The organism is Spirulina subsalsa FACHB-351 (genome assembly GCF_026130165.1).
GTDB classification, from domain to species: Bacteria; Cyanobacteriota; Cyanobacteriia; order Cyanobacteriales; family Spirulinaceae; genus Spirulina_A; species Spirulina_A subsalsa_A.
The window spans coordinates 1-26,266 of record NZ_JAIHOM010000066.1 but is presented as its reverse complement, the minus strand read 5'-3'; the positions used below and the strand labels follow the sequence as shown (position 1 = coordinate 26,266).

The window sequence follows — 26,266 nt, the reverse complement described above, 5'->3', positions numbered from 1 at the left end:
CCGCTCCCCTGCTCCCCTGCTCCCCCGCTCCCCTGCTCCCCATTCAACAAGTGATTTGCACTTTAACTGATGCCAAAATTCCTTCAGTAGGGGAAAATAGAACCATTGTCCCCCCCACCCAACCGCCAAGAGTACCTCCCGACTCCCGATGTGGCGCTAAAGCGCAACTACGAACCCGACTCCCCATTCTACGGGCGGGATCTAGCCTCGATTAGTGCTAAAAATTAAATAGAGATATTGTCATCAATCCAACCCGACTCAAAAAAACATTGCCCATTTACCCCTTGTGTGAGGAAACGTCATGACTGGAAACGCGACAACAATTCCCCTCCCCCTCAGCTTCATCGCCAATGCGGGACAAACCGACTCAGCCATTAAATTTCAAGTCAACGGTGCAGGTCACAATATCTTTTTTGCCCCCGATGCCGTTATTTTTAGCGGCCGTCAACAAGTCGATGGAGAATCTATTCCCACCCTCGTAGAACATCGTCTCGTCGGGGCTAATCCTACCCCAGTCATTGCCCCCCTTCAGCAATTAGTGGGGGTGGCTAACTTTTTGCAAGGTAATAATCCGAGTCAGTGGATTACCAACGTTCCCACTTACAACGGCATTGTTTATCAAAACGTCTACGACAATATCGACCGGGTTTTTCTCGGCACAGAAGGACAACTGAAAAGCGAGTTCATTGTTCACCCCGGGGGGGATCCCAGTCAAATTCGGATGCAGTACGACGGGATAGACGGGATAGAAGTTCGCTCAGATGGCGCTCTCGTCCTCAAGACGGCCTTTGGGGAACTGGTAGACGCTCCTCTCTTCATTTACCAAGAAATCAACGGTCAGAGGGTCATTATTGAGGGGTCTTATCAAATTCTGGATAATGGGAAGGTGGGCTTTAATTTGGGTCACTATAACCCTAACTATGCCCTGGTGATTGACCCAACGCTGGAATACTCGACGTATCTGGGGGGAAGTGGCAATGAGGAGACGGCTGCGATCGCCTTTGACAACACCGGAGCCACCTACTTCACAGGTAGCACCCTTTCCACCAATTTTCCCACCCGACCCGGAGCCTTTCAAACCATTAACTCTGGGGAACGGGATCTTTTCGTCACCAAAGTTAACCCCTTTGGCAACGAGGTGCTGTACTCCACCTATATTGGCGGGGCGGCCGATGATTGGGTTTATGACATTTTGGTAGATAATTCCGGAGTCGCCTATCTGGTCGGGGGAACCAATTCCACCAACTTCCCCATCACCGACAACGCCTTTCAAAGTGCCTTCGGGGGAGGCACCAGCTTAACGGAACCTCGGGATGCTTTCCTGTTGCAATTAAACCCCCAAGGGAACGGGATTCAATACTCCACCTTCTTTGGAGGAAGCCAATCAGAAAGTATTCAGGCGATCGCACGAGACAACAATGGTAATATCATCGTCGTCGGCTCCACCACCTCCCCCAACTTCCCCACCACCCCCGGCGCCTTCCAGACTACTTTTGGCGGCGTGCGAGATGGCTTCGTCGCCAGCTTCGACCCCACCGGAACCAACCTACAATTCTCTACCCTCCTCGGCGGCAGTGGCAATGATATTATCTACGACCTCGCCATTGCCGAGAATGGCACCATTTACCTCACCGGACAAACCAGTTCCCCCAACTTCCCCACCCGAGGGATTTCCACCGCCTTAAGTGGCCCCAGTGATGCCTTCGTCACCGCCCTACAATCCAGTGGCAACGAGTTAGTGTTTTCCAGTTACTTAGGTGGCAGTGGGGCCGACCAAGGACGGGGAATCGTCGTCGATGGCAGCCGCAACGTCTACGTCACCGGAGGCACCAGTTCCCCCAACTTCTTCACCACCTTTGACGCAGAACAAGCCCAATATGGGGGGGGAGAAAGTGATATTTTCTACAGCGTTTATAACCCCAACGGTGGCCTAACTTACTCCACCTTCCTCGGGGGTGAAGGTTTCGATATTGCCTATGGCATCGCCATTGATAGCACCGGGTTAATTTACCTCACCGGAACCACCAGCACCGAAGAACTCCCCACCACCCTCACCGCCTTCCAGCCCGATTTTGGCGGGGGGGAACGGGATGCCTTCTTTGCCACCTTCTCCCCCACAGGTTTGTTAGCTGACTTAAGTTATTTAGGCGGCAGTGGCAATGAAACCGCCTTTCAGATTAAAGTCGATAACGAGCAACGGGCCTATATTGCCGGGATAACAACCTCCAATAATTTCCCCACCACTCCCCTCGGTATTCAACGCTCCAGTGGTGGCGGACAAGATGCCTTTTTCGTCAAGGTGACACTGCCAGAGCCTAATATTGTCACTATTCCCCGCAATCCCGTTTTACGACTGACTGAAGACGGACAAAGCGACAGTTATCAAGTCTTCCTGACCCAACAACCGACGGAAAATGTGCGGATTATCCTCGGCACAGACAGCCAACTCAACGCCCTAGGGTCCCTCGTCTTCACGCCAGAAAACTGGAACGTTCCCCAAACCGTCACCGTCAGCGCCATCAATGACCAAATCCCCGAAGGCATCCATAACGGCATTATTACCCATACCGTCTCCGACGACAGCGCCCCAGAATATCTCAACGCCATCTTACCCAGCGTGTTCGCGGAAATCATCGACAATGATGTGGAGTATCGGATTTCTGCCCAACGAGTGACCATTCCTGAAGGAGATCAGGGAGTGACCCCCCTCAATTTCACCATCCGTCGGCAGGGGGATTTAACCCGTCAAACCTCTGTCGGGTTGAACTTTGGCGGTCAAGCCCGTTTAGGTGTGGATTATGAGAATGTGCGGGTGAGTGGCTTTAATGTCTCGTTAGAGAACAATCGGGTGGTTTTCGGTCCTGATGGGACCACCGCCACCCTCACCTTGGATATTATCGGCAATACTCAGATTCAGCCTGACCGGGATATTATCATCACCTTGACCGATCCTCGCGCTCCGGGTCAAGGCACTCCCCTACTGTTTAATACGGAAGTTTCAACGCTGATTGTGGATGATGAAGTTCCCGGCATTAGTATCCTAGAAACCAATCGAGAGACGCTGGTCAGTGAGGACGGACTGAGTGATACTTACAGCATTGTCTTGAAGCGCCGACCGACGGCTAATGTGGTGATTGAGTTCTTAGTGGACAATCAACTGCAATCGATGGATTCCATTACGTTTACCCCAGATAATTGGGATCAGATTCAAACGGTGACGGTGCGCGCTGTGGATGATGAAATTGTCGAAGGTCGCCATACGGGGGTGATTCAACATCGGGTTGCGTTGGGCAGTGCGTCGGAATATATTGACGCGGCTCTCCCCAGCTTGACGGTGGATATTATTGACAATGACAATCCTCGGGTCAATCCTGCCCCCAATGGGGTATTTGTCCTAGATAGCAATAAGGGGCGGAATATTGGTCTACGCTTTACCATTGCTCAAGTTAATACTTTAACCTCGGTCAATGAAATTGGGGTGATTCGGGTAGATGATGAGTTTGGGACGGTGAATGGGAAACGTTTGGGAGATCCCGGTTATGTGGAAGATGCCCTAGCGCGGGGTGAGGTGGTCTTTTCGGCGTTGCCCAATACTATTCCCCGGTTTATTGATACTCGTTTGATGACGTTTTTCCCCAATGAGCGGTTAGTGTTTTATTTAGTACAAAATAGCACGACGGATCAGGTTTTGTTCAATTTGGAGCGGGGTGCGGCGACTCCTCCGGTCTTTTTCTCTACGGGAGGCAATGCCTTAGCCTTTGAACAGTTTGGGGTGGATGATTTTGTTTTGAGTTGGAATGATCAACAGGGGGCGCCCAGTGCGGTGGGGGATGTGGTGATGTCTATGCGTTATGCGTTTGATGAACGACCTCCCATCGGCACGCGCTGGCAAGGGAGACGACAAGGGGAAATTATTGACACCCGAGGTCAAGGCACAAGGACGGTGACGATTAATGTCCGTGCGGAGGCGGCCTTTAATAATGTGATTGGTTTGTATCGAATTGATGCGGTCAATGGTCGGATTGGTTTGGATGTTTCAACGACGAACCGCAATTATGCGCGCACGGCCATTGAACGACGAGTGACGGAAATCCCCCGAGATTCCAGCGCTAATGTGGTGTTGGAGGAGGGGATTTATGCGCCCTATTTAATCGCCAATGGCACTGTTGGCGATTGGTTAGCAACTAATCCGGTTAATTTTATCAGTCAGGAAATCGTGGCTTATTTCCCCTTTGTGGAAGCTAATCCCGATCGGTTTGACCATCTCCGAATGTTTGGCGACAATATTTTTGGCTTTGAAGATTTACCTTTTGGGGGGGATATGGATTTCAATGATATGGTGTTTGAGGTGGTGTTTAATTAAGGCTCAAATCCCTAGGCATTCAGGGTTTGAGGTTGCATCACTTGGGAGAGTGCGATCGCCAATTCTTCTCGTTGCAGGGGTTTTGTGAGATACACATTCATCCCAGCTGCGAGTCCTAACTGGCGATCGCTTCCCGTATTTTCGGAGGTAACACCAATAATAAAAGGACGTTCTTCGGGGGGGTAATAGCCATGAATTTGGCGCGTTGCCTCCAGTCCCCCCATTTCGGGCATTTGCACGTCGGTTAAAACCACGTCGTATTTTTGAGTTCGTACAGCATGGAGTAATTCCACCCCATTACAAACCTCATCCCCGCTATACCCTAATGCTTTTAACACTCGTCGCGCAATCATCCGGTCTAACGGGTTATCATCGGCCAAGATGATGCGCAGAGGAAAAGGATTGCTCGCTTCGGATTGTTTTTCTGCCATAACGTCCTCCCATCATTGTCCTACACCATATCATTGAGAATTGATTCTCAACCCTTCAGCATTTAAACTGTGCCACCTAAGCTAACATCACAAAATGGGACAACAAAGCAGGTAGTAGTCCTAACAAAAATTCACAATCTAAATGCGTTGAAGTTGATAAATCCTGAGACTAGAAAACCCTCTCTCTTGTTTCATAGAAGAGGTTAAATTATTAAGGGAAATTTTTTGAGCTTAAATTAATGGAAGATCCACATATCAACCCTTCTATGTTACCGGAATATACGGAAATCAAGGTATTTTAACTAAGTGAAAACCGCAAATTTTACCCAAACTTTATAAAACTCGGCTTTCTCATGAAGTTATGGTAAAGTTGGGGACTCCAGCCCTGTGAATTTACCCCTAGTAATAGTCATCAGTTGTAGAGTGCGTCACAAGGACTAACCCGGGTAACATGGGAATCAATGTAATGCTGAAGTACAATCCCTTAACCGTAAACAGTAAGAGATGGGGGAATTGATAATTCTTAATTGTTCCCTTTCAAATCAGGATGAGGAGCAGAAGCAGGAATCGGTAAAATCACCTCAAACTCCGTTCCCACTCCCTCCTGCGACTTAAATTTCAACTCTCCTTGGTGCTTTTCCGTCACAATTTGATAGCTAATCGGCAAACCAAAACCTGTCCCTTTCCCCAAAGGTTTCGTCGTAAAAAACGTTTGAAATAACTTGGTCTGATTTTCCTCAGAAATCCCTAACCCATTATCTATAATTTTAACACTCACCCGCCGTTCCCCCTGAACACTATTGACAAGGCGCGTCACAATCTGAATCTGAGGCTCCCAATCCTTATCTGCTTCTTTTTCTTTCTTCTCCATCAACACATCAATCGCATTCGCCAACAAATTCATAAAGACCTGACTTAGCTGACCCGAATAACATTCTAGCAAGGGAATTTGATCATAATCCTTCAACACCCGAATCCCCTGTTTTAAACGATTATCCAAAATCAACAACGTCCCATCAATGCACTCATGAATATCCATCACTTGTTTTTTCCGGTCATCCATCCGGGCAAAATTGCGCAAACTATTGACAATTTGCGTCAATCGTTGGGAACCAAGCTGCATACTCTTTAAAAGTCGCGGCATATCTTCTAGCACAAACTCTAAATCAATCTCCTCCTCTAGTTCTTTTATCTGTTCGCTCTTTTCCCCTAGCTCTTGGTTATAACAATCTAATAACTGCACCAACCCATTAAAGTAGTTAATTAAAAAGTCAATATTTCCACTCACCGAATTAATCGGATTGCGAATTTCATGGGCAACTCCCGCTACCATTCGCCCCAAACTTACCATCTTTTCTGTTTGCACTTGTTGCGCATAATTACTTTGATCTAACAACCGACTGGTTAACTTATGAATCTGGGATTGTGCCACTAACAACTGATGAACATCTACTAAACAATACGCCTCTTCTCCCATCTCCACGACTAGAGGTTCATAAAGTAATTCATGGGGCCGTTTTAAGGACAATTGAGCCGCCTTGACAATACAGGTATCTATCGGGACAATGGCTAACTCTGTTTGAATAAATCCGTATAAGGACTGAATGGGACGCTGTAAAAATAACTCCCGTGCATAAGGACGACTCATCCTTTCTAAAAACCGTCGTCGGGAAACCATCCCCACAAATTTCCCTTGATGCTTCAAAATAATCCCCGGTAAAATTGGGTAATTATCAAACAATCCCGCCACTTCAATCACTGGATGAGTGTCTTCAATTTCCGCGTCGTAGAGGAACAATGCAGACAGTGTAGAATCCAAGGTCAGGGTTTTAAAATCAAAATGAGTGGAGGGAACAGAAAGGTGAGGAGTCATGGTTAAAGTTAACATAAGTTCAACATCCTTACAACACGATATAGACCCAAAAGAAACTAGGGATATAGTACCCCCAGCCTTTTATTATTCTTCCCTATTCTCTCTCTAATAAATCACAAAATCTAGAGTTTTTTAAATAAATAAAGTTTTGATAAAGTTGCGGGTTTTTTAAACAAAAAATAACACTTTCTTAACTCAAAATTAACCTATAGTTTGTAAAATTACACTTCTACTTCAACCTAGAATATAGATACAATATGATCTAGTCACTTAATTTATAATCTACTTTCCCCTGTGTTGGCTACTATCTCCCTTGACATTGAGGTAATCGAGAATGTACTAGGTCAAACGAATAGTCAAGCCATTTGCCCTCAATCAATTAGGAAAGCCGAAATTAACCTCATTCTAGTTCTACTCCCCTCTTGATGAGTCTGATTCAGATAAAGAAGCCAATTCCTCGGCAAAAAACACGCCATTCCGACCACTTTTTTTAACCCGGTATAGGGCATCATCTGCCCCTTGGACTAAATCTTGTGGGGAGGTATCCCAACTGGGAATACAAGTGGCTACCCCCATAGAAAGCGTAACAATAGGACTGACTTTAGAACGAGTATGAGGGATAGCTAAATCATTCATGTTCTGTTGAATGACTGACGTAATTTGACGAGCTTGTTCTGAGGTATAATGAGGTAGAATAATCCCAAACTCTTCCCCACCATAACGAGCAACTAAGTTATGGGAGTTTCGTTCAACTTTTTGCAGTGTTTTAGCCACTTGTCGTAAACAATCATCCCCGGCTAAATGACCATAGGCATCATTGTAGCGTTTGAAATAATCAACATCAATTAAAATTAGGGATAAACGGGATTTAACTTGATAGCATTGATGCCAAACTTGACATAAATAATCGTTAAAATGACGACGATTGGCGATTTCAGTTAAACCATCCAAAGAGGCTAAACGTTTTAGCTCTAGATTAACGGCTTCGAGTTGTTGAGAAGATTGTTGTAAGAGCTTTGTGGTGAGAAGATGAATATGAGCATGAGCCATTAATAAATGATGAGTGTCTAAAATCCCATACCTTCCGTCATTTGTACAAACTACAAGGGGTTCATAAACTAAATCGGCTGGACGTTTGAGCGCTAATTGAGTGGCTTCGACTATGGGAGTTTTGCCATTTAATATTAAAATATCGGTTTCGACGAAGGGATATAAGAACTGAATGGGACGCTGTGCAAATAAATCCAAACTATAAGGACGACTCATCTGTTCCCAAAAACGACGACGGGAAATCATACCTTGAAATTCTTCATGGTCTGTTAAAATTATTCCGGCTCTGGTACGATTATGTTCTAGATTTTTAGCCACTTCCCAGGTAGTAGAAGACCAGTCTACTTGGGTGAAATCTAAGGACAGGTCTTCTAATCTCGAATCAACTGTTAATTCGGTTGATTCTGGATCAGGATGATGATAAAATGGGGAATGATAGGTTTCAGGGGACACGGCTTTAAAAGAAGGAAATATTTCTAGAATTTGTTGTTGCAAAACCATGATTTTTTAGGATAAACAGCAGAGATTCTCAGATATTTTTTATTTTCTGACGGAATCAACAGTTAAGTTTATCAAATATACAGGACTTCAGGAATGAGTAATTTCCACAGTTTATTCGGGTAATTTTACTCGTGATTTTAAGAAAAGTTAAGTAATGCCATAAGCCACTGGGTAAAGCGAAGAAGAGAAAAAAGGTTTGGAGTGGTGGCATAATTCCTCTGGTTCATAACCGTTGGGATGCAATAAGTTTTGTGGAGACTCTCCTATTGGCTATTATCTCAATTTATGGGGAGGGATGCTATAGGAGTCGGGGACTAAATGGGCAATAATGTGATCCTCTATACTTTGCTTTATCAAAAATTTAATAATGAACGCAACCCGGTTTCTGGCTAGATGATTATTCCCAACTCTCGACGCTTATTGCTTCGTACCTCGCAATGACATTACTCCCGACTCCCGAAATTAGAAACCGGGTTTTTGGTAGGGTGTGCCAAGAAAACCAGACAATGAACGCAACCCGGTTTCTGGCTAGATGATTACTCCCGACGCTTATTGCTTCGTACCTCGCAATGACATTACTCCCGACTATATATAATGTTCTGTTCCAAGGGAAAAATTCTTTCTTCCTCGGCAACATATTTGCATGGATCACCGTCTTAGGGAACAAAGCAGCGAATTTGAACCCGCTAAAAACGGCGAGATTGACCTGTTTTTAAGCAAAAAGTTCCTTAAATAATGGCCTAACTTCTTTTTGGAACTTCTCACTCTTTCTCAAGTCAAATAACTCAACCAATCAACATTAAAGGGAGACTGTGATTATGTTGAACCCCAAACGCTTGAAAGCCACCACTGCTATTGTTCTTGCCCTCGGAATGAATGCTGGAGCCATTGCACCTATTGCCGCACCTATGCTTTCGCCTCAACCTGCGATCGCCCAAAACTTTAACAGCACCTTCCGAGACGTTCCCTCCAACTATTGGGCCGCTAACTTTATTGAAGCTTTAGTGAGTCGAGGCGTAATTGCAGGTTTCCCGGATGGTACATTCCGCCCCGATGCACCTGTGACTCGCGCTCAATTTTCCTCTATGTTACAAGCGGCATTCAATAAAAACAGAGTGCGCAACGCCCCCGGATTCGTCGATGTTCCTAATAGTCACTGGGCCGCTTCTGCTATTAGTCGGGCCTACGAAACAGGCTTTTTAGCTGGGTATCCGGGTAATATCTTCCGACCGGAACAAAATATCCCCCGGGAACAAGTGTTAGTTTCGTTAGCCAACGGGTTAAACTACAGTTCCTCCAATCCGGTGGATCAAGTGTTGGGTTTCTATAACGATCAGGTCAACATTTCCAACTTTGCACGTTCTCCCATTGCGGCCGCTACTGAACGGCGGATGGTGGTGAACTACCCCTCTTTAACCAGTTTAAACCCCGGACGCAATGCCACCCGGGCTGAAGTAGCGGCTTTCTTATATCAAGCCTTAGTGAGTGAAGGTAGTGCCACGGCCATTAGTTCGAGCTATATTGTTTCACCCACTCCGGTCGCGGTTGATTATCGCATTCCGGCGGGGACTAATCTTCCGGTGGCTTACCAACAAGAGAAAATCTTGTTAATGGCCAATGAAACGTTACCTGTCACGTTCACTACTACGACGAATGTTTTGAGTCGTGAAGGACAGTTACTGATTCCTGTGAATAGCCAAGTGAGAGGGAAGTTAGTTCCGGCTGGAAGTGGGACTCGTTTTGTGGCCGAGCAAATTGTTTTCCCCAATGGTCAAACTCGTACCTTAGACGCACAATCGAACATTATCACGGAAAAAGAAACCATTCGTCAGGGAACGAATGCCTGGGATGTGGTGAGAAATGCGGCTTTAGGGACGGCTGCCGCGGCTGCTATCTCTGCGGTAACAGGCGATCGCGCTGTGGCCACCGAAGAGGTCTTAATCGGAACGGGTGTGGGAGCTTTAGCGACCTTAATTCAAAGCTTCCTCGGTCGGAACAGTGTAGATGTGTTAGTCGTCAAACCGGATACTAACCTCAATCTCACCTTAAATTCTGACTTTGTGGTTAGCGCTCGTTAATCGTCTTCAATCTGTGTATCTCTTCTATCAAAGTCGGGGCAATGTTACAATTGCCCCGATTCATTTTCTGGGTGGATACTTGAAAACCCCGTGTCTTTAGACCGGGGAGTGTCAAGTTATTTTCTGGAGTGGGTTTCGGAGGTCTAGAGTTCGGCCAAGGGATCACCCGGAGACTCTGACCTGTCCTGAATCAATTGCCCATCAGTGCTTGAGCGAGTCCGATGAAGAGGGGTATGGCTAGGGCGATCGCAACTGGCGTACCGACGGCCGTAGATGCACCGATGTAAGCAGAGGGATTAGCTGAGGGGATACCTGCTCGTAACGTCGGAGGGCCCGAAATGTCCGAACTAGAGGCAGCGATGACGGCTAAGATCACGACCCCACCCAAGCTGAATCCCGTAGCATAGTGGGCAATCATACCCAAACCGAAGGCAATGAACCCGTGGAGCAAAGGTGCTAGAAAGGCATAGACGGCATACCACTGAGCCACCTTGCGCAACTCGTTCAGCCTTGCCGTAGCCTCCATCCCCATCACCAGCATCAGGATCGAAAGCAGGCCACGGAAGAGAGGCTCGTAGAAGCTTTCAAAGACACTTTCAGGCCGGGTTAACAAACCGAGAGCAAGACCGAGGAGCAGTGCTGAGAGAGCAGATCCTTGGAGGCTTTCTTGGATAATTGGCCAAATCTCAACTCGCTGAGGTGCTTGATTCTGCTGCTGACCGAAATACTCCTGCTTGGTGCTGGGATACTCGGGTTTGCTGGGATAGTCCCCTGCGGCAACCACCTGTCTGCTGAGAGACTCCTGCTTGCTGAGGGATTCCTCTGCTTTGAGGCGTTGCTTTTGCTTGCTGACGTAAACGCTGGCTAAGACGATGGCCGTCACCAGTGCTGGGATATCCATGAAAGGATAGAGGGCGGCAGCCCAGGCCTCGTATTCGATGCCTTGTTCTTCTAATAACGTCAGGGCGGCGGCCATAGTAGAGCCACTGACCGCACCAAACAAGCCCGCCGTGGCAATGGCATCTACAACTTTGACGTTGGGCAACTTGGCTAAGGTGTAGCGCCCGATGAACACGATCACGATTCCTGTTACCACGGCAAACAGGGCGGGTAACAGCATCTCGGTTATATTAGACCCGCGAATCGCAATGCCGCCGCTCAGACCGACTTTGATCAGCAGCATGAAGACAACAAACTTATAGATTGCATCTGGAATGGCCAGTCGGCTATTGACGGCGGCAATGACCATACCACCAATGAGAAAGCCAAGTGTCGGGGACTGCAACTGTGCTAGGAAGCGCATTAAGAAACTGGACAAGAAATCCACGGTGTAATTCCTCCTTAATCAGATTTTAGGGGTCAGGATGGTGGGCAAATGCGACCTCGAATCCTGGGTAGTTGGTTTTCAGCATCGGGGTGAGCGGTGAGTGAACTCCATCGACATCCCGGTGCATTCTGTGCTGGAAGATCAGGGATTGCTGTCCCCCCACTACCTTGCATAGAGTAATGTCTATCAATACTCAAATTTGTATGCGCTTAAGTCTATCGTGAAATTCGCACAAATTGGCAAGCACTCCGTTAGATCTGCTAAGTAATTTTAAATTTATCTAATAAGTTTTATTTATGTTTGTACAAATAGCCTATATTTCTGGTCAATGTAAATGGCGATCGCAGAATTTTGGCTATCCCTGAGTGTAGACAATGGTTCTAGGGCGAAAAGGATAAGTGTTTTTTATAAAATCCTTCCGGTAATCTGAATCAATCTCGGCCCGCAGAGGGTACTGGATTCCCCAATCTCTGGTATACACTTAACTGTATGGTTTAAGGCGAAACCATAGAGTATTGTCTTGAATTATCACCACCAAATACATCAAGAGGTAATCCATATGACCCAGCAAGCCAGCAAGCTCGTCATTGTCACAGAAAAGTTGCTGCTCAAAAAGATTGTCAAGATCATCGACGAAGCCGGAGCTACCGGATATACAGTGTTAGAAGCTGGTGGGAAAGGCAGTCGCAATGTGCGCTCGTCGGGACAACCTACCGTTTCCGACACCACCTCGAATATAAAGATCGAGGTGTTAACTGCCGATCGGGATATGGCCGTAAAAATTTCAGATCAAGTCGCCGCGCAGTTTTTCGACAATTATTCAGGCATCACCTATCTCTGTGATGTAATGGAGGTACTGCACGCGCACAAGTTTTGATAGCAGAAAAAACGGGAGCTTAGTCGCCCCGTCGTCGATGCAGGAGCGGGGTATAAAAGGGATTTGAGCAGCCCTAAACCCCGTTCTTTTTATTATTTAATGTGAAAAACCGGAGCCACTCGGAGGGTATTGTTGACCTACAAACTCCTTGAGCAAACCCCGGTTAATTCCTACTCAATGCGCTCTATTCCAAGCGTAAAACGGCCATAAAAGCCTCTTGGGGAACATCTACAGTGCCGATGGATTTCATCCGCTTTTTCCCTTTGGCTTGTTTCTGCAACAGTTTTTTCTTGCGGCTAATATCCCCACCGTAACACTTGGCTAACACATCTTTCCGCAGGGCTGGAATATGTTCACTGGCAATAATGCGGGTGCCGATGGAAGCCTGTAGGGGAATCTTAAATTGATGGCGCGGGATTAATTCTTTTAGTTTTTCCACTAAGGCCCGCCCCACACTGTAGGCTTTATCCCGATGGACAATCATGGCGAGGGAGTCTACCTGATCTCCGTTAACCAAAATATCCAATTTCACGAGGGCATCTTCTCGATAGCCAATGAAGTGATACTCCATACTGGCATAACCTCGGGAACGGGATTTGAGTTGATCAAAAAAGTCTGTCACCACTTCGGCGAGGGGTAAATCATAAACTAACGTTGTGCGATTTTGGGCGAAGTAGCGCATATCTTTGAATATCCCCCGCCTTGTTTGGCACAGGTCCATGAGGGTGCCTACATAGTCCTCTGGGGTAATAATTTCCACGGCCACATAGGGTTCTTCAATTTTCTCCCGGTTGGTGGCTGGGGGTAACTGACTGGGGTTGTCAATTTCAAAGATTTCTCCGGCGGTTGTGGTTACGCGATAAATTACGGAGGGAGCCGTAGTAATCAGTTCGAGATCATATTCCCGTTCTAGGCGCTCTTGGACAATTTCCATGTGGAGCAGGCCCAAAAAGCCACACCGGAAGCCGAAGCCCATGGCGGTGGAGGTTTCAGGTTCGTAGGAGAGGGCGGCATCGCTAAGTTTTAGCTTTTCGAGGGCTTCCCGGAGGTCTTCGTATTGATCGGAGTCGGTGGGGAATAGTCCACAGAAGACCATGGGTTTGGCTTCGGTGTAACCGGGTAAGGGTTCGGGGGCGGGACTGTTGGCGAGGGTGATGGTGTCGCCGACGCGGGCATCTTCTACGGCTTTGATGGCGGCGGCGAAATAGCCGACTTCTCCGGCGTGGAGTTCGTCTACTTGGATTTGGTGGGGGGAGAGTACGCCGAGTTCGTCAATTTGGTACTCTTTACCGGAGGCCATGAGACGAACGCGATCGCCTTTTTTCACTCTCCCATCCATCACCCGAAAATAAACAATCACCCCCCGGTAGGCATCATAATAACTATCGAAAATCAATGCCCGTAGGGGTTCTTTTACCGTGTCTCGGGGCGGGGGAACAAGATGCACAATGGATTCTAATATGTCGGGAACCCCGATCCCTTCTTTAGCAGACGCTAAAATGGCTTGACTACAATCTAAGCCTACGACTTCCTCGATTTCTTGGATCACCCGTTCTGGTTCAGCCCCCGGCAGGTCGATTTTATTCAAAACGGGGATAATTTCTAAATTCTGTTCAAGGGCAAGATAGACATTGGCTAAGGTTTGCGCTTCCACCCCTTGGGAGGCATCCACCACCAAAAGCGCTCCCTCACAGGCGACTAGAGAGCGGGACACCTCATAGGAAAAGTCTACATGGCCGGGAGTGTCAATCAAGTTCAGGACATATTCCTCCCCCGCTTGGTCTTTATACAGCATCCGAGCGGCCTGTAATTTGATCGTAATCCCCCGTTCCCGTTCCAACTCCATGTTGTCGAGGAACTGCTGTTTCATTTTGCGATCTTCAACGGTGCCAGTTGCCTGTAGGAGACGGTCGGCTAAGGTTGATTTACCATGATCGATATGGGCAATAATGGAAAAATTGCGAATACGGGATACGGGAACGTCAGTCATAAGAATTAAATAACGACTAACCAAAGTTATAACAGTTTACTAATTTTAACAAAATATTGCGGAATTCCCCTTCCTCGCTTGCAGGGAGCAGGGTGGGGTAGTTCACTATTAATCCGCTCATCTGCGGGGGATTTCTAGGTTTCCCGGCTTGTTCAATTGAAAAGGGCGATCGCTAAACTCACCAATACCAAGCCCAACAAGAGCAATAACGCCCCATTGCGCTGACACCAAAACTTAACCTGCTGTTGGAGGGAGAGACGATAGGGGGTATCTTCGGGGGAGTCTGTGGAATTGCAGTAGAGGGTACAAGTTTTGGCGTAGGGGCGTTGAGGATAGTTACAGGAATCATCGAGATGGTAGAGACAAGTCTCGCAGAGAAAGGCCTCCCCCGTTGCTTGGTGGAGGGGAATTCCCGGATGACCGTGACCCTTCAAAACCATCTGACAGTGGGGGCATTGAACGGCCTGGGGGGGAATGAGTTTTTCACAACGGGGACAATGGGACATACCAAATCTGGGTCAAAAACCACCTTAATTTAGAAACTGGGTCATCGATACTCCCCAGTTTAAAACGGCTGTATTTGATTTGGCTCCAAAGGAGCGGGAAAACATTAACAAAATCAGGGTAATGGCGATCGCGTGCAGGATCAGAAAGCCTTTAGAGTAATTCGTGTTCTCTTTCATGATCCCCTCCTCCTTTAACAACACCTACCCCTCTAGAATCGCGTTTAATTCTAGGCTTTTGGGTGATTGTTATTCCATCCTCCCTGTGCGACAAATCACAATCAACTGTTGTTCTGTTCCCCTTCCCCAGTATGCTAAAGACAGTAACGGGACAGTTCAAACCTTATGATATTTCGCGCTCTCCGCTCACACTTAACCCACTGGGGGATGATTGGTCTGAGTGCCTTACTAGCCCTCAGTTTAACCGCTTGTGATACCCGTCCACTCCAAGCCGAAAATCGGCTATTTTTAGACCTCTCCCTAGAGTTACTCGGCACCGTAGAACTCCCCACCTTCGACTTTCAAGATACCCCCGTTGGGGGACTCTCCGGCATTACCTACGACCGCCAAAACGACCGTTATTATGCCATTTCCGATGATCGGGGCATCTTAGCCCCCGCCCGATTTTATCAGTTAAAACTAGCCACAATTCCTGATGCCCAGGCCCCGGAAAAAGCCGTAGAAGTGGAAAGCGTGACCTTCCTCAAAGACGCTCAGGGCGAACTCTACGCCCCCCATACCATCGATACGGAGGCGATCGCACTTTCCCCCCGTCATACCCTCTATATCGCCAGCGAGGGCAACATAGGGCGACAAATCCCCCCCTTTATCGGCGAATTTGATCCCACCACCGGACAACTCCTAAAAACCCTACGCCTTCCCAAACGCTTTTTACCCAACACCCCCATCCGCAACGAAGAAGATATACCCCACGGCATCCGGGATAACTTAGGATTCGAGTCTCTCACCCTCGGCATCACCAGTTTAGCCCCCGATGACCCCTTTCGCCTCTTCACCGCCCCAGAATCCGCCCTCGTGCAAGACCAACTCGAACAAGATGACTCCCGTTTACGTCTCCTGCACTATGTCATTAATCCCATTGGCCCCGAATTATTAATTTCTGAAAACCTCTATCTTTTAGATCCCATTCCCCCCGATTCCCTTACCCTAGCCCAAGGATTAGTAGAACTATTTGCCCTAGAACGAGAAGGGTATTTACTCAGTTTAGAACGCACCCTGAGTTTAACCGGATTTGGGGCCAAACTCTTCCAAGTCGCCACAGGCAACGCTACCGACACCTCCCGCATTGAAACTTTAAGCGGCAGCTTATCCAACGCCGAACCGTTACGCAAACAATTATTATTAAATCTAGAGGACTTAGGAATCCCCCTCGACAACTTAGAGGGAATGACCCTCGGCCCCCGTCTCCCCGATGGTAGTCAAATCCTACTCCTCGTCAGTGATAATAATTTCAGTGAAGACCAAGTAACTCAATTTATTTGGTTTCGTTTCAACCAAAAACCTTGATATTCAACCCATTGAATTGATTGTAATTGCCCCTAACTCCATGACTCATTCTACAGACTTATTAACCCTAGCCCGTTGGATGGCCGCCGATTTTAGCAATCAAGAACAAGCCTTTGAAAATCCGCCCTTTTTTGCTCATATTCGGGTTTGTATGCGTCCCCTACCCCACGCTGTTTTAGATGGTGTCGGATTCTTAGTCGAACAAGCCTATGATTATATGTTAAATAATCCCTATCGATTACGAGCATTAAAACTGTTAGTTGTAGGGGATCATATTGAGATTGAAAACTACTTAGTCAAAGACGAAAAAGAATTTTATGGAGCCAGTCGCGACTTATCCCGTCTGCACCATTTAACCGCCGAACATTTGGAAAAACTACCCGGTTGTAATATGGTGGTTACATGGACAGGACGCAGTTTTAAGGGCAATATTGAACCGGGAAAAAATTGCCGCGTTGTTCGTAAAGGTCAAGAAACCTATTTAGACAGTAGTTTTGAGATTGATGATCAACTATTTACCAGTTTAGATAGGGGTCGAGATTTAGAAACCGATGAGCGAGTTTGGGGTTCCGTCGCCGGATCTTTTCGCTTTGTCCGGTGGCATAGTTTCGCCGATGAAGTAACAGTTTAAGTCAGGGCAATTCATGAATTGCCCCGACCAGAATCAATGGTCTATTTCGGATTACTAAAAAACCCTAAGATTTAGCAACTAATCCCAACTGCTTACAAGCCTTGAAAGCCGCATTTTGTTCGGCTTCTTTTTTGTTTTTTCCCTCCGCTTGACCATACTGTTTTCCATTGATTATCACTGTTGCTGTGAATCTTGGACTATGCTGCAATCCCGCTTTGATGGACTTATATTCGGGTACATTTTGTCGCTTAGTTTGCGCCCAATGTTGCAGTTTATTTTTATAGTTTAGAGATTGGTTAACACTAACATCTTGAGCAACAGAATCCGGGGGAGTATGAAGCATCGACTCGATGAAGGGAGTCAAAAACGCTTGGACTGCATTTAAGCCAGAATCTAGGAAATAAGCCCCTATCACGGCTTCAAAGGCATCACTAAGAATCTTATAACTGTCTTGACTTTCTCCTTTGCCAACTTTGACAAAATTCCCGAGTTTTAATTGCTGGGCAAAACGGGCTAAATTAGCATTATTTTCAATGCTGGATTTAACTTGAGTCAATTCTGCTTCGCGATACCGGGGATTATTTTGGTAAAAATAATGAGCAATGACTAGAGAAATCACGGTATCCCCCAAAAATTCGAGCCGTTCATTATCATCATGAACTTCATAGGGATTTTGCCACAAATAGCTGGAATGAGTTAAGGCTAAATCTAACTGTTTAACCTCATTAAAGGGTAATTTTTCTAGTAATTCAGCATACTTTTGTTTGAGAGCCTTAATTTCTGGTGTTTCATCCTCTTTCGGGCGTGTTGTGGGCTGACTAATTTCTTTCAACAGCGCCGTGACTTGCTCATCTAACTTCGTTTTAATCTCCAAATTGAGAAGATTAGCAAGACGTTGCATTGTGTCCAATGCGCGGTAAGTATCTCGCAGGGAAAAATCTTGGTGATGAGCGTGACCATTGCGGATTTCTCGCAGTTCAGAAATTAAAACCTTCGCTTGTGTTCTTTCCTTTTCATCAATAGTATATTTGAAATCATCCCAATATTGATACATTGCGTTCAAAAGAAAACAAATATCTTTCTGGTTCGGTAGCTTCTTTTGACGACTTAGTTTATTCAAATCCGTCAAGTCAATTTTTGCCGTGACAAGGGGATGCAGTTGTTCGGCTAATTCGACTAAGGTACTGTCAATCTGTTGTCTGTGGGTAGTCATAATCTTAGGTTATTTTGTGATTGATCATGACTACATTTAGCCGAGGTCAGGTTACGCAGAATGGAGTTAGTAGATGCCGTAATATGACAGGGTAGAAAACCGAACCAACGCTATATTAACGATGAACTCTTGTTAAGTTAGACTCGTCTAAGGAACTCAAGGCAGACCCTAAAAGTCTGAAAATTCTAACTGGGTATAGGGATTTGATGGCAAAATTACCCAAATTTTCAGCAATTTGCTGAGATAATATCAGTAATTTCTCGGATATTATTCAAGGGGACTCATGGCAGGATGAGAGACAAGGAAAATGCTCTTTTGTCTCGATTGGGGTCAGCCTTGACGGCTTCTGGGAACTCCCTAAACCCTTGATCTGCAACAGTCACTCAGGACAGGAAAAATGTCATGGCTCAACTCTCAAATGCTCCACTAAAAGAAAATCCTTTTACCAGTTATCGGGACATAGAAACTGGGGAATGGAGGATTGTTTACCCGATGAATCATGGTGTGAATCGCTCTGGGACTCATCCTGTATCAACGCAAGGGGTGGGTGTGTCGCGGGTGCGTTTGGTGTCGAATTGTGAGAAAATTCCGGCTTGAGAAATTCCGCGAAATTACGGAACAGAGGGAACTTGTGCTGCGTCTGGAAGGGGATATTTAAGTAGGACAAGGTTCTATGTTCGAGGAAGCGCAAGGAATTCCCCATCTCCCAGATTTAACGCAACCTTCCCAACTGGTGGAACTGGGACAGTGGGGATTGTGGGGTTTGGTGGTGTTGGTTTTGCTGTTGAGTGTTTTAGGGATTGCGATCGCCCTTTTCAATTTTTCCCTCCGTTCTGACCTCGTAGCTCAACAGGAATGGTTACAACAGGGGACAAGATGGTATGGTTTCGCCTTACGCGCACTCCCCCATCTTTCCCTCGTCTTGGTGTTGTTGATTTTCGGGTTTTTAGGCTGTGGCACCCTCAGCAAACGTTATCATTTCTGGGAACAAGCTAAAGTCGCCCAGACTGCTCAAAGTGTGGCCGGGCAACGCATGGAACAAGTGTCTCCTCGGTTCTACTATGTCACTCAAGAGCCTTATAGTTATACGACCTTTGTAGATGGTCGTTTGGTGACGGTGGAAGACACTCAGGAGATAGACCGTTCATTACCGTTGACTCGTTCACAAATTCAAGTCACCCTTGAGCAAGAACAAGATGTACAAAAAGCGGGTCAAAACATCTACCTGGTGGATTTTGTCGGGGAATTTCAGGTCAAAAATACCCTAGATGAACAGCAGGATTTTTTCTGGCAAGTCCATCCTCCCTCAGACTACAGACTATTACAAAATTTCCGAGTAGAACGGGATGGCACCCCTTTAATCGCTAAAGCGGATAACTCCTATCGTTTTCCGGTGTCTTTAGGGGCAGGGGAAGAAACAGGGTTTCGGGTGAGTTATCAGGCCCAAGGTGCGCCCCGTTGGGTCTATACGGCCTATGGTGAATTATTATCAAATTTTGAATTAGCGATCGCCGCTCAATTCCCCAATGCTGATTTTGCCAGTGGCATCAAACCCACAGAAACCGTCGTTAGTGGCAACCGCACCCGCTACACTTGGACTTTTGCGGAAAATGTCTCCGTTCAGAATCCCTTCGGCGTTTTCACCAGCACTCCAGCCCTTAAAAATACAGGCATTCTTCCCCGCTTATTATTGTTAGCTCCGGCCATATTTTTGTGGTGGGTATTATTGCTGTATCTTTCCCTACCCATGAGTTTCCAAAATATCGCCCTAGTTGGGGGGATGTTTTACGCTCACCTCCTCGCCCTAACCTACCTCAGTCGCAGTCTTCCCCCTGTACCCACTTGGTTGGCCTTATCGGTGTTTCTCTTGGCTTTAACTTGGGGTTTAGGTCGCAAAAGCCACACCGTTACAGCCGCCCTTGTTTGTACCTTAACTGGGGTTATTCTGCCCATTTTCGGGCTATTAGTCCCCTATACGGGTTTAACTTTAGCCTTAGCTGGGTTAGGGAGTGTCACTTGGTTAGCCGTACATCATTGGTACTTGGGGTCTGCTGAATAACTCTACTCGTGGGAATAGGGAATAGGGAATAATTATCAATTCCCCTGCTCCCCTGCTCCCGACTCCCGATTCCCCGAGTTATTCAGCAAACCCTACTTAGGGTTTATGCGGCGACTAATTGGCATAATTTATCCTCTAAGTCCTGCTCCTGTTGCTCTAACTCGACAATAGCTTGCTGGAGGATTTCCGAGGGTGTAAGACCTTGTTCAACTTGGGCTAACCATTGCTGGGCTGTGTTGCCCGTGCGTAGGATCTTTTTGACAGGGGAAAGGAAACAACTGTAACCTTGGGGTTTGGCGATCGCCCACATTTGAGGATATAACTCCTCAATCCAATCCCGGGCGGACAAATGCCGGCCATCTTGCCAATGTTGTAGGGTCGCGTCTAAACTGTTGCGGGCTGCCGCTTGTTCATTGCGATCGCCTAATTCCACTAACTCCTCAGCCGATAAATCACTAGAAACGAGAGGATCTAGGTTGGGATCTGCCAACATTTGGCTAATTCTGGCCTCGACAAAAGCCATAATCCCCAACAGTGCAATGGGATCCGTTACCAAGTCACAAATCCGCAACTCCAGACGGTTCAAATTATAAGGACGGCGATCGCCATTAGGACGCACCGCAGACCACAAATGGCGCACATTCTGCATCGTGCCGATCTCTAACTGTTCCTCCGTCCAGTCAATAAAATGACGATGATCCCGAAAGAGGGGAACCTCAGTCGGAGTTTTCGGGAAAACACCCCAGCGCGTGGAATGATACCCCGTCACCTGACCATCTAAAAAGGGGGAAGAAGCGCTCAAGGCCAGATAAAGGGGAGCTTCCAAACGAATTAAACGACAAGCGCGGAGAATTTCCTCGGGATCATCAATGCCCACATTAATATGAATACTGGCCGTGACCACCTTAGTCTGATAGGTTTGTTCAATATAGGTATGATAGGGATTTTGGGGGTCAGAACGATAAAACCGCCCACTATCTCCGAGAGACAAGGTACTACCGGGGACGAGGGTATAATCCCCCAAAGTTTTGAGATAAGTCCGCAAACGTTGCCGAGGACGCACCAGAGCGCACAATAAACGGTCATAGGCCGCATAGGGAGCCGTGGTGTACTCCACATTCCGACTATCGGGTTCTCGCACAAATCCGGTCAAATCCCGTACAATCCGATCCGATAACCCGACAATCTCGCCTCGGGGCGTTCCAGTGTACATCTCAACTTCAAAACCTTTGGATAGCAGCACGCTTTTTTCTCGACTTTAACTAGGCTGGGACTATGTTCTATTTTAGGGGGTGGCCGACTGTTCCCGTTCGTTGTTGCGCTTGAGCGCCTCAAATGGGGGCTAAAGCCCAACTACAAACTAATTCCCGTTCGTTGTTGCGCTTGAGCGCCTCAAATGGGGGCTAAAGCCCAACTACAAACTAATTCCCGTTCGTTGTTGCGCTTGAGCGCCTCAAATGGGGGCTAAAGCCCAACTACAAACCAACACTAATTGATCATCCAATCCTTCGCTCGTTCCACAGCCCTTAACCAAACTTGAAAATGGGCTTGAGCTTGTTCTTGTCCCTCACCGGGGGTAAAAGTCCGGTCTACTTGACGCTGGGCAATTAAATCCTCGTAACGGGTCCAAAAACCCGCCGCTAGACCCGCCCCAAATGCAGCCCCTTGGGCTGTTGCGTCCAAAATTTCGGGACGTTCCACCGGAATCCCTAAAACATCGGCTTGAAACTGCATTAAAAAGTCATTGCGGGACGCTCCCCCATCAACCTTTAATAAACCAATGGGCTGATCTCCATCCTTATTCATCGCGTCCACCACCTCTTTCACTTGGTAGGCAATGGATTCTAAAACCGCCCTTACCAGATGTTCCCGTTTCACCCCTCCGGTAATGCCTTGAAAAGAACCTCTGGCCTTCATATCCCAGTGGGGCGCACCTAGACCACTTAAGGCCGGGACAAAATACACCCCATTATTATCCGGCACCGACTCACAAAGGGCTTGGGTTTCTGCGGCACTTTGAATCAGACCTATGCCATCCCGTAGCCACTGAATACAGGCCCCGGAGGTGAACATTGCCCCTTCTAGGGCGTAGTTGGTTTGTTGTCCTTGAGTCCAAGCCACAGTCGAGAGGAGTTGATTGTGCGATCGCGTCAAACTTTCCCCCGTCTGTGCCACCAAGAAACAGCCCGTCCCGTAGGTACATTTTAATAAACCGGGGCGATCGCATCCATGAGCAAACAAAGCCGCCTGTTGATCGCCAAAAACCGCCATAATGGGGATTTCCACCCCAAACAACTCCGGATTTGTCGTCCCAAAACAGCCCAAACTCGGTTTAATCTCCGGCATCATGTAACGAGGAATGCCAAACAAACTCAATAACGACTCATCCCAGTGACCCGTCGCCAAATTCATCAACATAGTGCGGCTGGCATTACTATGATCCGTTGCGTGGACTTTCCGCCCCGTCAACTGCCACAACACCCAAGTATCCACCGTTCCCGCCAGCACATTCTCTAAATTCACCTCAGGCTGGTTTTCCTTCACCCAATCCAACAACCAGCCCAATTTCGTGGCGGAAAAATAGGCATCTAATACTAATCCTGTGCGCTCTTGAATCTCTGCGGCCTTCCCTTCTGCCCGCAATTGATTACACCGCGCCGTTGTGCGGCGATCTTGCCAGACAATCGCCTTATGAAGGGGTTGCCCTGTGGTTTTATCCCACAACAAACAGGTTTCACGCTGCACCGTCAAACCAATAGCCGCAATTTCCGAGGCCAAAGTGTCCGTATTGACTAACACATCCCCAATCATCTCCCGGGTATCCCGCCAAATCGCTGAGGGATCATGTTCCAGCCAACCGGGTTGGGGATAGTATTGGGTCAGTTCCTTATAAGCTTGACCCACCATTGCCCCTTGTCGGTCAAACAGAATCGCACGAGTTCCGGTAGTCCCTACATCAAGGGCAAGGATGTATTTCGTGTTACTTGTCATAGCTTTACTTTCGTCACTGCATCCCTAGAAAGGGTTTGAGTTGACCTTAGCAGTTTTTCGGGGCTAGTTCGACCTTGGGTTCACACATCTATGGAAACCTTCTCCTATCTCGCTCTATTTGGGGTCTAGGGTTTACTGATTACTGCTAACGGTTTGAGGGGCAGCTTGCTTGTCTAAAATGGCTTTAGGATAGGCAATCCGTTGATGATTGTATTGCTGCCAAACTCGGATAAACACTTCCGCAATCACGGTTAAATCTTCTCGTTTTAAGCCGGAGTCTACCAGTTGGTTATCCTGCCAACGGGCTTTAAAGATTTTGTTCACCATGTTTAAAGCGGTTTCGGGGGTGGCATCTTTGAGCGATCGCAAAGCCGCTTCACAAGCATCCGCTAACATAACAATTCCAGTTTCTCTAGATTGGGGAATCGGTCCATCATAGCGAAAGTCCTGTTCGTCAATAACCCCGCCTTCGGCTTGGGCTTTTTGACTGGCCTGAAAATAAAAGTAGGAAATTAAAATAGTCCCTTGATGTTCGGGAATAAAATCCCGTACAGCTTGGGGCAAATTACAACGCCTTGCCATGACTAACCCCTCGCTGACGTGCTTTTTGATAATCTCAGAACTTTGCCAAGGATCGTTAATCTCATCATGTTTATTCGGTCCTCCCATTTGGTTTTCAATAAATCCAAGGGGGTCGTGCATTTTACCAATATCATGATACAAAGTCCCAGCCCTTACTAATTCAACGTTACAGTGCAGTTCTCGGGCTGCGGCTTCGGCTAAGGAGGCGACAAATAACGTATGTTGGAAGGTGCCGGGGGCTTCGGTGGCTAATCGTTTGAGTAAGGGGCGGTTGGGGTTAGACAATTCTGCTAAACGGATGGGAGTCACGAGGTCAAACACCCGTTCTAAATAAGGAGAAATGCCTAACGCCACCACACACCAAGCTAAACCCCAAACTCCAAACATCACCGCACTGGGTAGGACAAGGGACACTAGGGCGGCGGTGGTGGGGGTGCCGATGAGTGTTATGACTAAATAAACTACACCTTGAGTCACACCTACACCCACCCCCAGTAGGGCTAATTCTTCTCGCGATCGCAAGCGCCCCCCCATAAAGGCGGCTAATAGACCACCCGCGGCCCCGGCTAGGAAACCTTCCCACAGTAGGCCAACAGAACTCCCGGCACTGAAGGAACTAAAGACGGACAGTCCAGTAATCAGGGTGACTTGGGTCGCTGCCAAGACGGGATGATAAAAACTACTGACTAATAAGCCCACACCTGCCACATTATTCAGTCCAAACTGCATGAGGAGGGGGGTACTGACACTGAGTAAACAGAGCAAAATGCGATCGCGACAGCGCAGACGCACATTCCAACGGATACGCACCGCCCAAAAGATCCCGACCGCCCCAGTTACTAGGGCGCTGGTAATCAGTAACCCTCGCCAGTTAATACTCCGTTCACTCGCGTTCAGTTGATCCAATAACAGAAAGGCTTTCCGGTCAATTTCTTGACCACTGCGCACAATCATCTCGCCCCTCTGAATTTGATAGACTACGGGATCAATTTTCTCGGCCGCTTGTTCTGCTAGTCGTCGAACAGCCTCCTCATCCCGTTCTAAGTTGGGTTTTACCATTTCGGTCAAAAGCTCTACCCCCAAGGGAGTGGTTAAGACCGGAACTTCAGAGACTAACTGTATCTGAATGGCTTCCCGTTTTAGGTCTTCGGGCATTCCTCGATGAATCCCTTGGGCTAATATCCGGTCGAGGGCAACCCGGAAACCATCGCGGGTACTTTCCCAGGTGCTATCTCGTAGGTCAAGCAGGCGCAATTTATAATTCCGTTCGCGCAGTGTTTCGGGACGGGAATGAGCAGTGGGTTGTTGACTGCTGGTGAATTCTTTTAAGGCTTGACTATAGCCCAGTCTTACGGTGTCAATTTTGGTTAACAATTGGATCAGGGCTAAGTCCCCTTGGGCGGTGCCGTAATTTTTCAGTTCTTCTAGGGCTTGCTGGGCATTTAAACCCAAGGGACTAGGAACTACCGCATCTTGCAGTAAGGCGGTCTGCTCTGAGTCTGGGTCTTCTGGGTCTAGTTCCACCTGACGGGGAGTCCATTGGAGGTCAAATTCCTCTGTAAGTTGACTGACCATCGTTTGCCAGTCTTCCTCACTAATAGCGCGTAGGTGACGTTGACTAGGCAGAGATAACACATCGTCGGAGGCAAAGGGAAAAGCCCCGGCCATGCGCCGCATTTGTTCGACTTGGGCTAAAAAGTTCTCTAAATCTTGCCGGGTTTTGCTGGTAATCTCAGGATTCAGTTTCAGGACTTCTGATGCTCCCGTTTCTGCGGCCTTGCGTTGTTCACGGGTTAACTCCTCGTCCACGACTCGCACATCTTCCTCAGCCCAAATGGTTTGAGGGGCAATCATGCCGGGTTTTAAGCGGGGTTGATTATAAAAACGATACCCCACCACACTGGTTAAGGACACAACGACAAAGACTAACATCATCGGATTAGGAATGGTGTTCCTCTGACTTTTAGTTGGTGTTGTCTTGACTCGTTTGGAGGTGGCAGAGTTAGACCTCGACGGATTAGACCGTTGCCACCGGGTGAGTCGTTGTGTGAAAAAGTCCAGGGTTTTCATAAGCTGTTTGAGTTGTGAGTGGGGCAGTCTCTGCCTCGTGAGATGCAATCTAGAGGGTGAGTGAATGAATATTGATATTGTACTGAGTGGTGCTTTTTAAAGGAGAATGACGAATCCTAACATAGATCCTAGGGGTCATTTCAAGGGAGAGCTTTTACCTAAGAGAGGGAGCGGGGGAGGAGGGGAGCAGGGGGGCAGGG

At 47.4% G+C, this 26,266-nt stretch carries 19 protein-coding genes; 8 read left to right on the top strand and 11 right to left on the bottom strand.

Annotated features, from left to right (window positions below):
• Together K4A83_RS13830 and K4A83_RS13825 are read left to right on the top strand one after the other, a co-directional pair.
• Positions 1-215: hypothetical protein (locus tag K4A83_RS13830; protein ID WP_265265191.1), on the top strand; the 215-nt coding region annotated here is incomplete at its 5' end.
• 86 nt (positions 216-301) lie between these two features.
• Positions 302-4,363, top strand: a complete 4,062-nt coding sequence (locus K4A83_RS13825) for a DUF7948 domain-containing protein (RefSeq protein ID WP_265265190.1) — start codon at positions 302-304, stop codon at positions 4,361-4,363.
• Between the two features lie 11 nt (positions 4,364-4,374).
• Here K4A83_RS13825 and K4A83_RS13820 read toward each other — a convergent pair whose 3' ends face one another.
• From K4A83_RS13820 to K4A83_RS13810, 3 genes are all read right to left on the bottom strand, one after another.
• Positions 4,375-4,794 (bottom strand): response regulator, encoded by a 420-nt coding sequence (locus tag K4A83_RS13820; protein ID WP_265265189.1) that lies wholly within the window; start codon positions 4,792-4,794, stop codon positions 4,375-4,377.
• A 523-nt stretch (positions 4,795-5,317) separates the two neighbouring features.
• Positions 5,318-6,682, bottom strand: coding sequence for a HAMP domain-containing histidine kinase (locus K4A83_RS13815; protein WP_265265188.1), 1,365 nt, complete (start codon positions 6,680-6,682; stop codon positions 5,318-5,320).
• A 396-nt stretch (positions 6,683-7,078) separates the two neighbouring features.
• Entirely contained in the window at positions 7,079-8,218 is a 1,140-nt protein-coding gene (locus K4A83_RS13810; RefSeq protein ID WP_265265187.1) for a GGDEF domain-containing protein, read from the bottom strand.
• Positions 8,219-9,036: 818 nt separating this feature from the next.
• Between K4A83_RS13810 and K4A83_RS13805 the strand changes: the two genes are divergently transcribed.
• Positions 9,037-10,296: an S-layer homology domain-containing protein gene (locus K4A83_RS13805; RefSeq protein WP_265265186.1), complete on the top strand. Its 1,260-nt coding sequence runs from the start codon at positions 9,037-9,039 to the stop codon at positions 10,294-10,296.
• A 190-nt stretch (positions 10,297-10,486) separates the two neighbouring features.
• Here the strand turns inward: K4A83_RS13805 and K4A83_RS13800 are convergent, their stop codons facing one another.
• Positions 10,487-11,623 carry a sodium-dependent bicarbonate transport family permease gene (locus K4A83_RS13800; RefSeq protein WP_407810034.1) on the bottom strand — a complete coding sequence of 379 codons (1,137 nt, stop codon included), beginning with the start codon at positions 11,621-11,623 and terminating at the stop codon, positions 10,487-10,489.
• Positions 11,624-12,182: 559 nt separating this feature from the next.
• Here K4A83_RS13800 and K4A83_RS13795 point away from each other — a divergent pair.
• Positions 12,183-12,500: a P-II family nitrogen regulator gene (locus K4A83_RS13795; protein ID WP_265265185.1), complete on the top strand. Its 318-nt coding sequence runs from the start codon at positions 12,183-12,185 to the stop codon at positions 12,498-12,500.
• Between the two features lie 184 nt (positions 12,501-12,684).
• Here K4A83_RS13795 and lepA read toward each other — a convergent pair whose 3' ends face one another.
• The 3 genes from lepA to K4A83_RS13780 all read right to left on the bottom strand — a co-directional run bounded on the left by lepA (position 12,685) and on the right by K4A83_RS13780 (position 15,173).
• Positions 12,685-14,490, bottom strand: a complete 1,806-nt coding sequence (gene lepA, locus K4A83_RS13790; protein WP_265265184.1) for a translation elongation factor 4 — start codon at positions 14,488-14,490, stop codon at positions 12,685-12,687.
• Between the two features lie 152 nt (positions 14,491-14,642).
• Positions 14,643-14,996: a hypothetical protein gene (locus tag K4A83_RS13785; RefSeq protein ID WP_265265183.1), complete on the bottom strand. Its 354-nt coding sequence runs from the start codon at positions 14,994-14,996 to the stop codon at positions 14,643-14,645.
• Positions 14,997-15,020: 24 nt separating this feature from the next.
• Positions 15,021-15,173, bottom strand: coding sequence for a hypothetical protein (locus K4A83_RS13780; RefSeq protein WP_265265182.1), 153 nt, complete (start codon positions 15,171-15,173; stop codon positions 15,021-15,023).
• 165 nt (positions 15,174-15,338) lie between these two features.
• Here K4A83_RS13780 and K4A83_RS13775 point away from each other — a divergent pair, with 165 nt between their 5' ends.
• A complete protein-coding gene (locus K4A83_RS13775; protein WP_265265181.1) occupies positions 15,339-16,520 on the top strand; it encodes an esterase-like activity of phytase family protein in 1,182 nt (393 codons plus the stop codon).
• Positions 16,521-16,560: 40 nt separating this feature from the next.
• Complete coding sequence (locus tag K4A83_RS13770; protein WP_265265180.1) at positions 16,561-17,151, top strand: chromophore lyase CpcT/CpeT; 591 nt, start codon at positions 16,561-16,563, stop codon at positions 17,149-17,151.
• A gap of 64 nt (positions 17,152-17,215) precedes the next feature.
• Here the strand turns inward: K4A83_RS13770 and rnc are convergent, their stop codons facing one another.
• A complete protein-coding gene (rnc, locus tag K4A83_RS13765; RefSeq protein ID WP_265265179.1) occupies positions 17,216-18,364 on the bottom strand; it encodes a ribonuclease III in 1,149 nt (382 codons plus the stop codon).
• Positions 18,365-18,766: 402 nt separating this feature from the next.
• Between rnc and K4A83_RS13760 the strand changes: the two genes are divergently transcribed.
• Both K4A83_RS13760 and K4A83_RS13755 read left to right on the top strand, forming a co-directional pair.
• Positions 18,767-18,961: a hypothetical protein gene (locus K4A83_RS13760; protein WP_265265178.1), complete on the top strand. Its 195-nt coding sequence runs from the start codon at positions 18,767-18,769 to the stop codon at positions 18,959-18,961.
• A 76-nt stretch (positions 18,962-19,037) separates the two neighbouring features.
• Complete coding sequence (locus K4A83_RS13755; RefSeq protein WP_265265177.1) at positions 19,038-20,423, top strand: hypothetical protein; 1,386 nt, start codon at positions 19,038-19,040, stop codon at positions 20,421-20,423.
• Between the two features lie 103 nt (positions 20,424-20,526).
• Here K4A83_RS13755 and gshA read toward each other — a convergent pair whose 3' ends face one another.
• From gshA to K4A83_RS13740, 3 genes are all read right to left on the bottom strand, one after another.
• The gene (gshA, locus tag K4A83_RS13750) at positions 20,527-21,666 is read right to left on the bottom strand and encodes a glutamate--cysteine ligase (protein ID WP_265265176.1); all 1,140 of its coding nucleotides are present in this window, start codon (positions 21,664-21,666) and stop codon (positions 20,527-20,529) included.
• Between the two features lie 245 nt (positions 21,667-21,911).
• Positions 21,912-23,414 carry a glycerol kinase GlpK gene (gene glpK, locus K4A83_RS13745; protein ID WP_265265175.1) on the bottom strand — a complete coding sequence of 501 codons (1,503 nt, stop codon included), beginning with the start codon at positions 23,412-23,414 and terminating at the stop codon, positions 21,912-21,914.
• 132 nt (positions 23,415-23,546) lie between these two features.
• Positions 23,547-25,928: an HD family phosphohydrolase gene (locus K4A83_RS13740; RefSeq protein ID WP_407810035.1), complete on the bottom strand. Its 2,382-nt coding sequence runs from the start codon at positions 25,926-25,928 to the stop codon at positions 23,547-23,549.
• Positions 25,929-26,266 lie beyond the last annotated feature (338 nt).

Coding starts and splice junctions, on each gene's coding strand:
- K4A83_RS13760 (WP_265265178.1), top strand. CDS start 18,767: ATGGCTCAACTCTCAAATGCTCCACTAAAAGAAAATCCTTTTACCAGT.
- rnc (WP_265265179.1), bottom strand. CDS start 18,364: ATGACTACCCACAGACAACAGATTGACAGTACCTTAGTCGAATTAGCC.
- K4A83_RS13820 (WP_265265189.1), bottom strand. CDS start 4,794: ATGGCAGAAAAACAATCCGAAGCGAGCAATCCTTTTCCTCTGCGCATC.
- K4A83_RS13775 (WP_265265181.1), top strand. CDS start 15,339: ATGATATTTCGCGCTCTCCGCTCACACTTAACCCACTGGGGGATGATT.
- lepA (WP_265265184.1), bottom strand. CDS start 14,490: ATGACTGACGTTCCCGTATCCCGTATTCGCAATTTTTCCATTATTGCC.
- K4A83_RS13795 (WP_265265185.1), top strand. CDS start 12,183: ATGACCCAGCAAGCCAGCAAGCTCGTCATTGTCACAGAAAAGTTGCTG.
- K4A83_RS13755 (WP_265265177.1), top strand. CDS start 19,038: ATGTTCGAGGAAGCGCAAGGAATTCCCCATCTCCCAGATTTAACGCAA.
- K4A83_RS13770 (WP_265265180.1), top strand. CDS start 16,561: ATGACTCATTCTACAGACTTATTAACCCTAGCCCGTTGGATGGCCGCC.
- K4A83_RS13810 (WP_265265187.1), bottom strand. CDS start 8,218: ATGGTTTTGCAACAACAAATTCTAGAAATATTTCCTTCTTTTAAAGCC.
- glpK (WP_265265175.1), bottom strand. CDS start 23,414: ATGACAAGTAACACGAAATACATCCTTGCCCTTGATGTAGGGACTACC.
- K4A83_RS13740 (WP_407810035.1), bottom strand. CDS start 25,928: ATGTTAGTCTTTGTCGTTGTGTCCTTAACCAGTGTGGTGGGGTATCGT.
- K4A83_RS13815 (WP_265265188.1), bottom strand. CDS start 6,682: ATGTTAACTTTAACCATGACTCCTCACCTTTCTGTTCCCTCCACTCAT.
- K4A83_RS13805 (WP_265265186.1), top strand. CDS start 9,037: ATGTTGAACCCCAAACGCTTGAAAGCCACCACTGCTATTGTTCTTGCC.
- K4A83_RS13780 (WP_265265182.1), bottom strand. CDS start 15,173: ATGAAAGAGAACACGAATTACTCTAAAGGCTTTCTGATCCTGCACGCG.
- K4A83_RS13785 (WP_265265183.1), bottom strand. CDS start 14,996: ATGTCCCATTGTCCCCGTTGTGAAAAACTCATTCCCCCCCAGGCCGTT.
- K4A83_RS13825 (WP_265265190.1), top strand. CDS start 302: ATGACTGGAAACGCGACAACAATTCCCCTCCCCCTCAGCTTCATCGCC.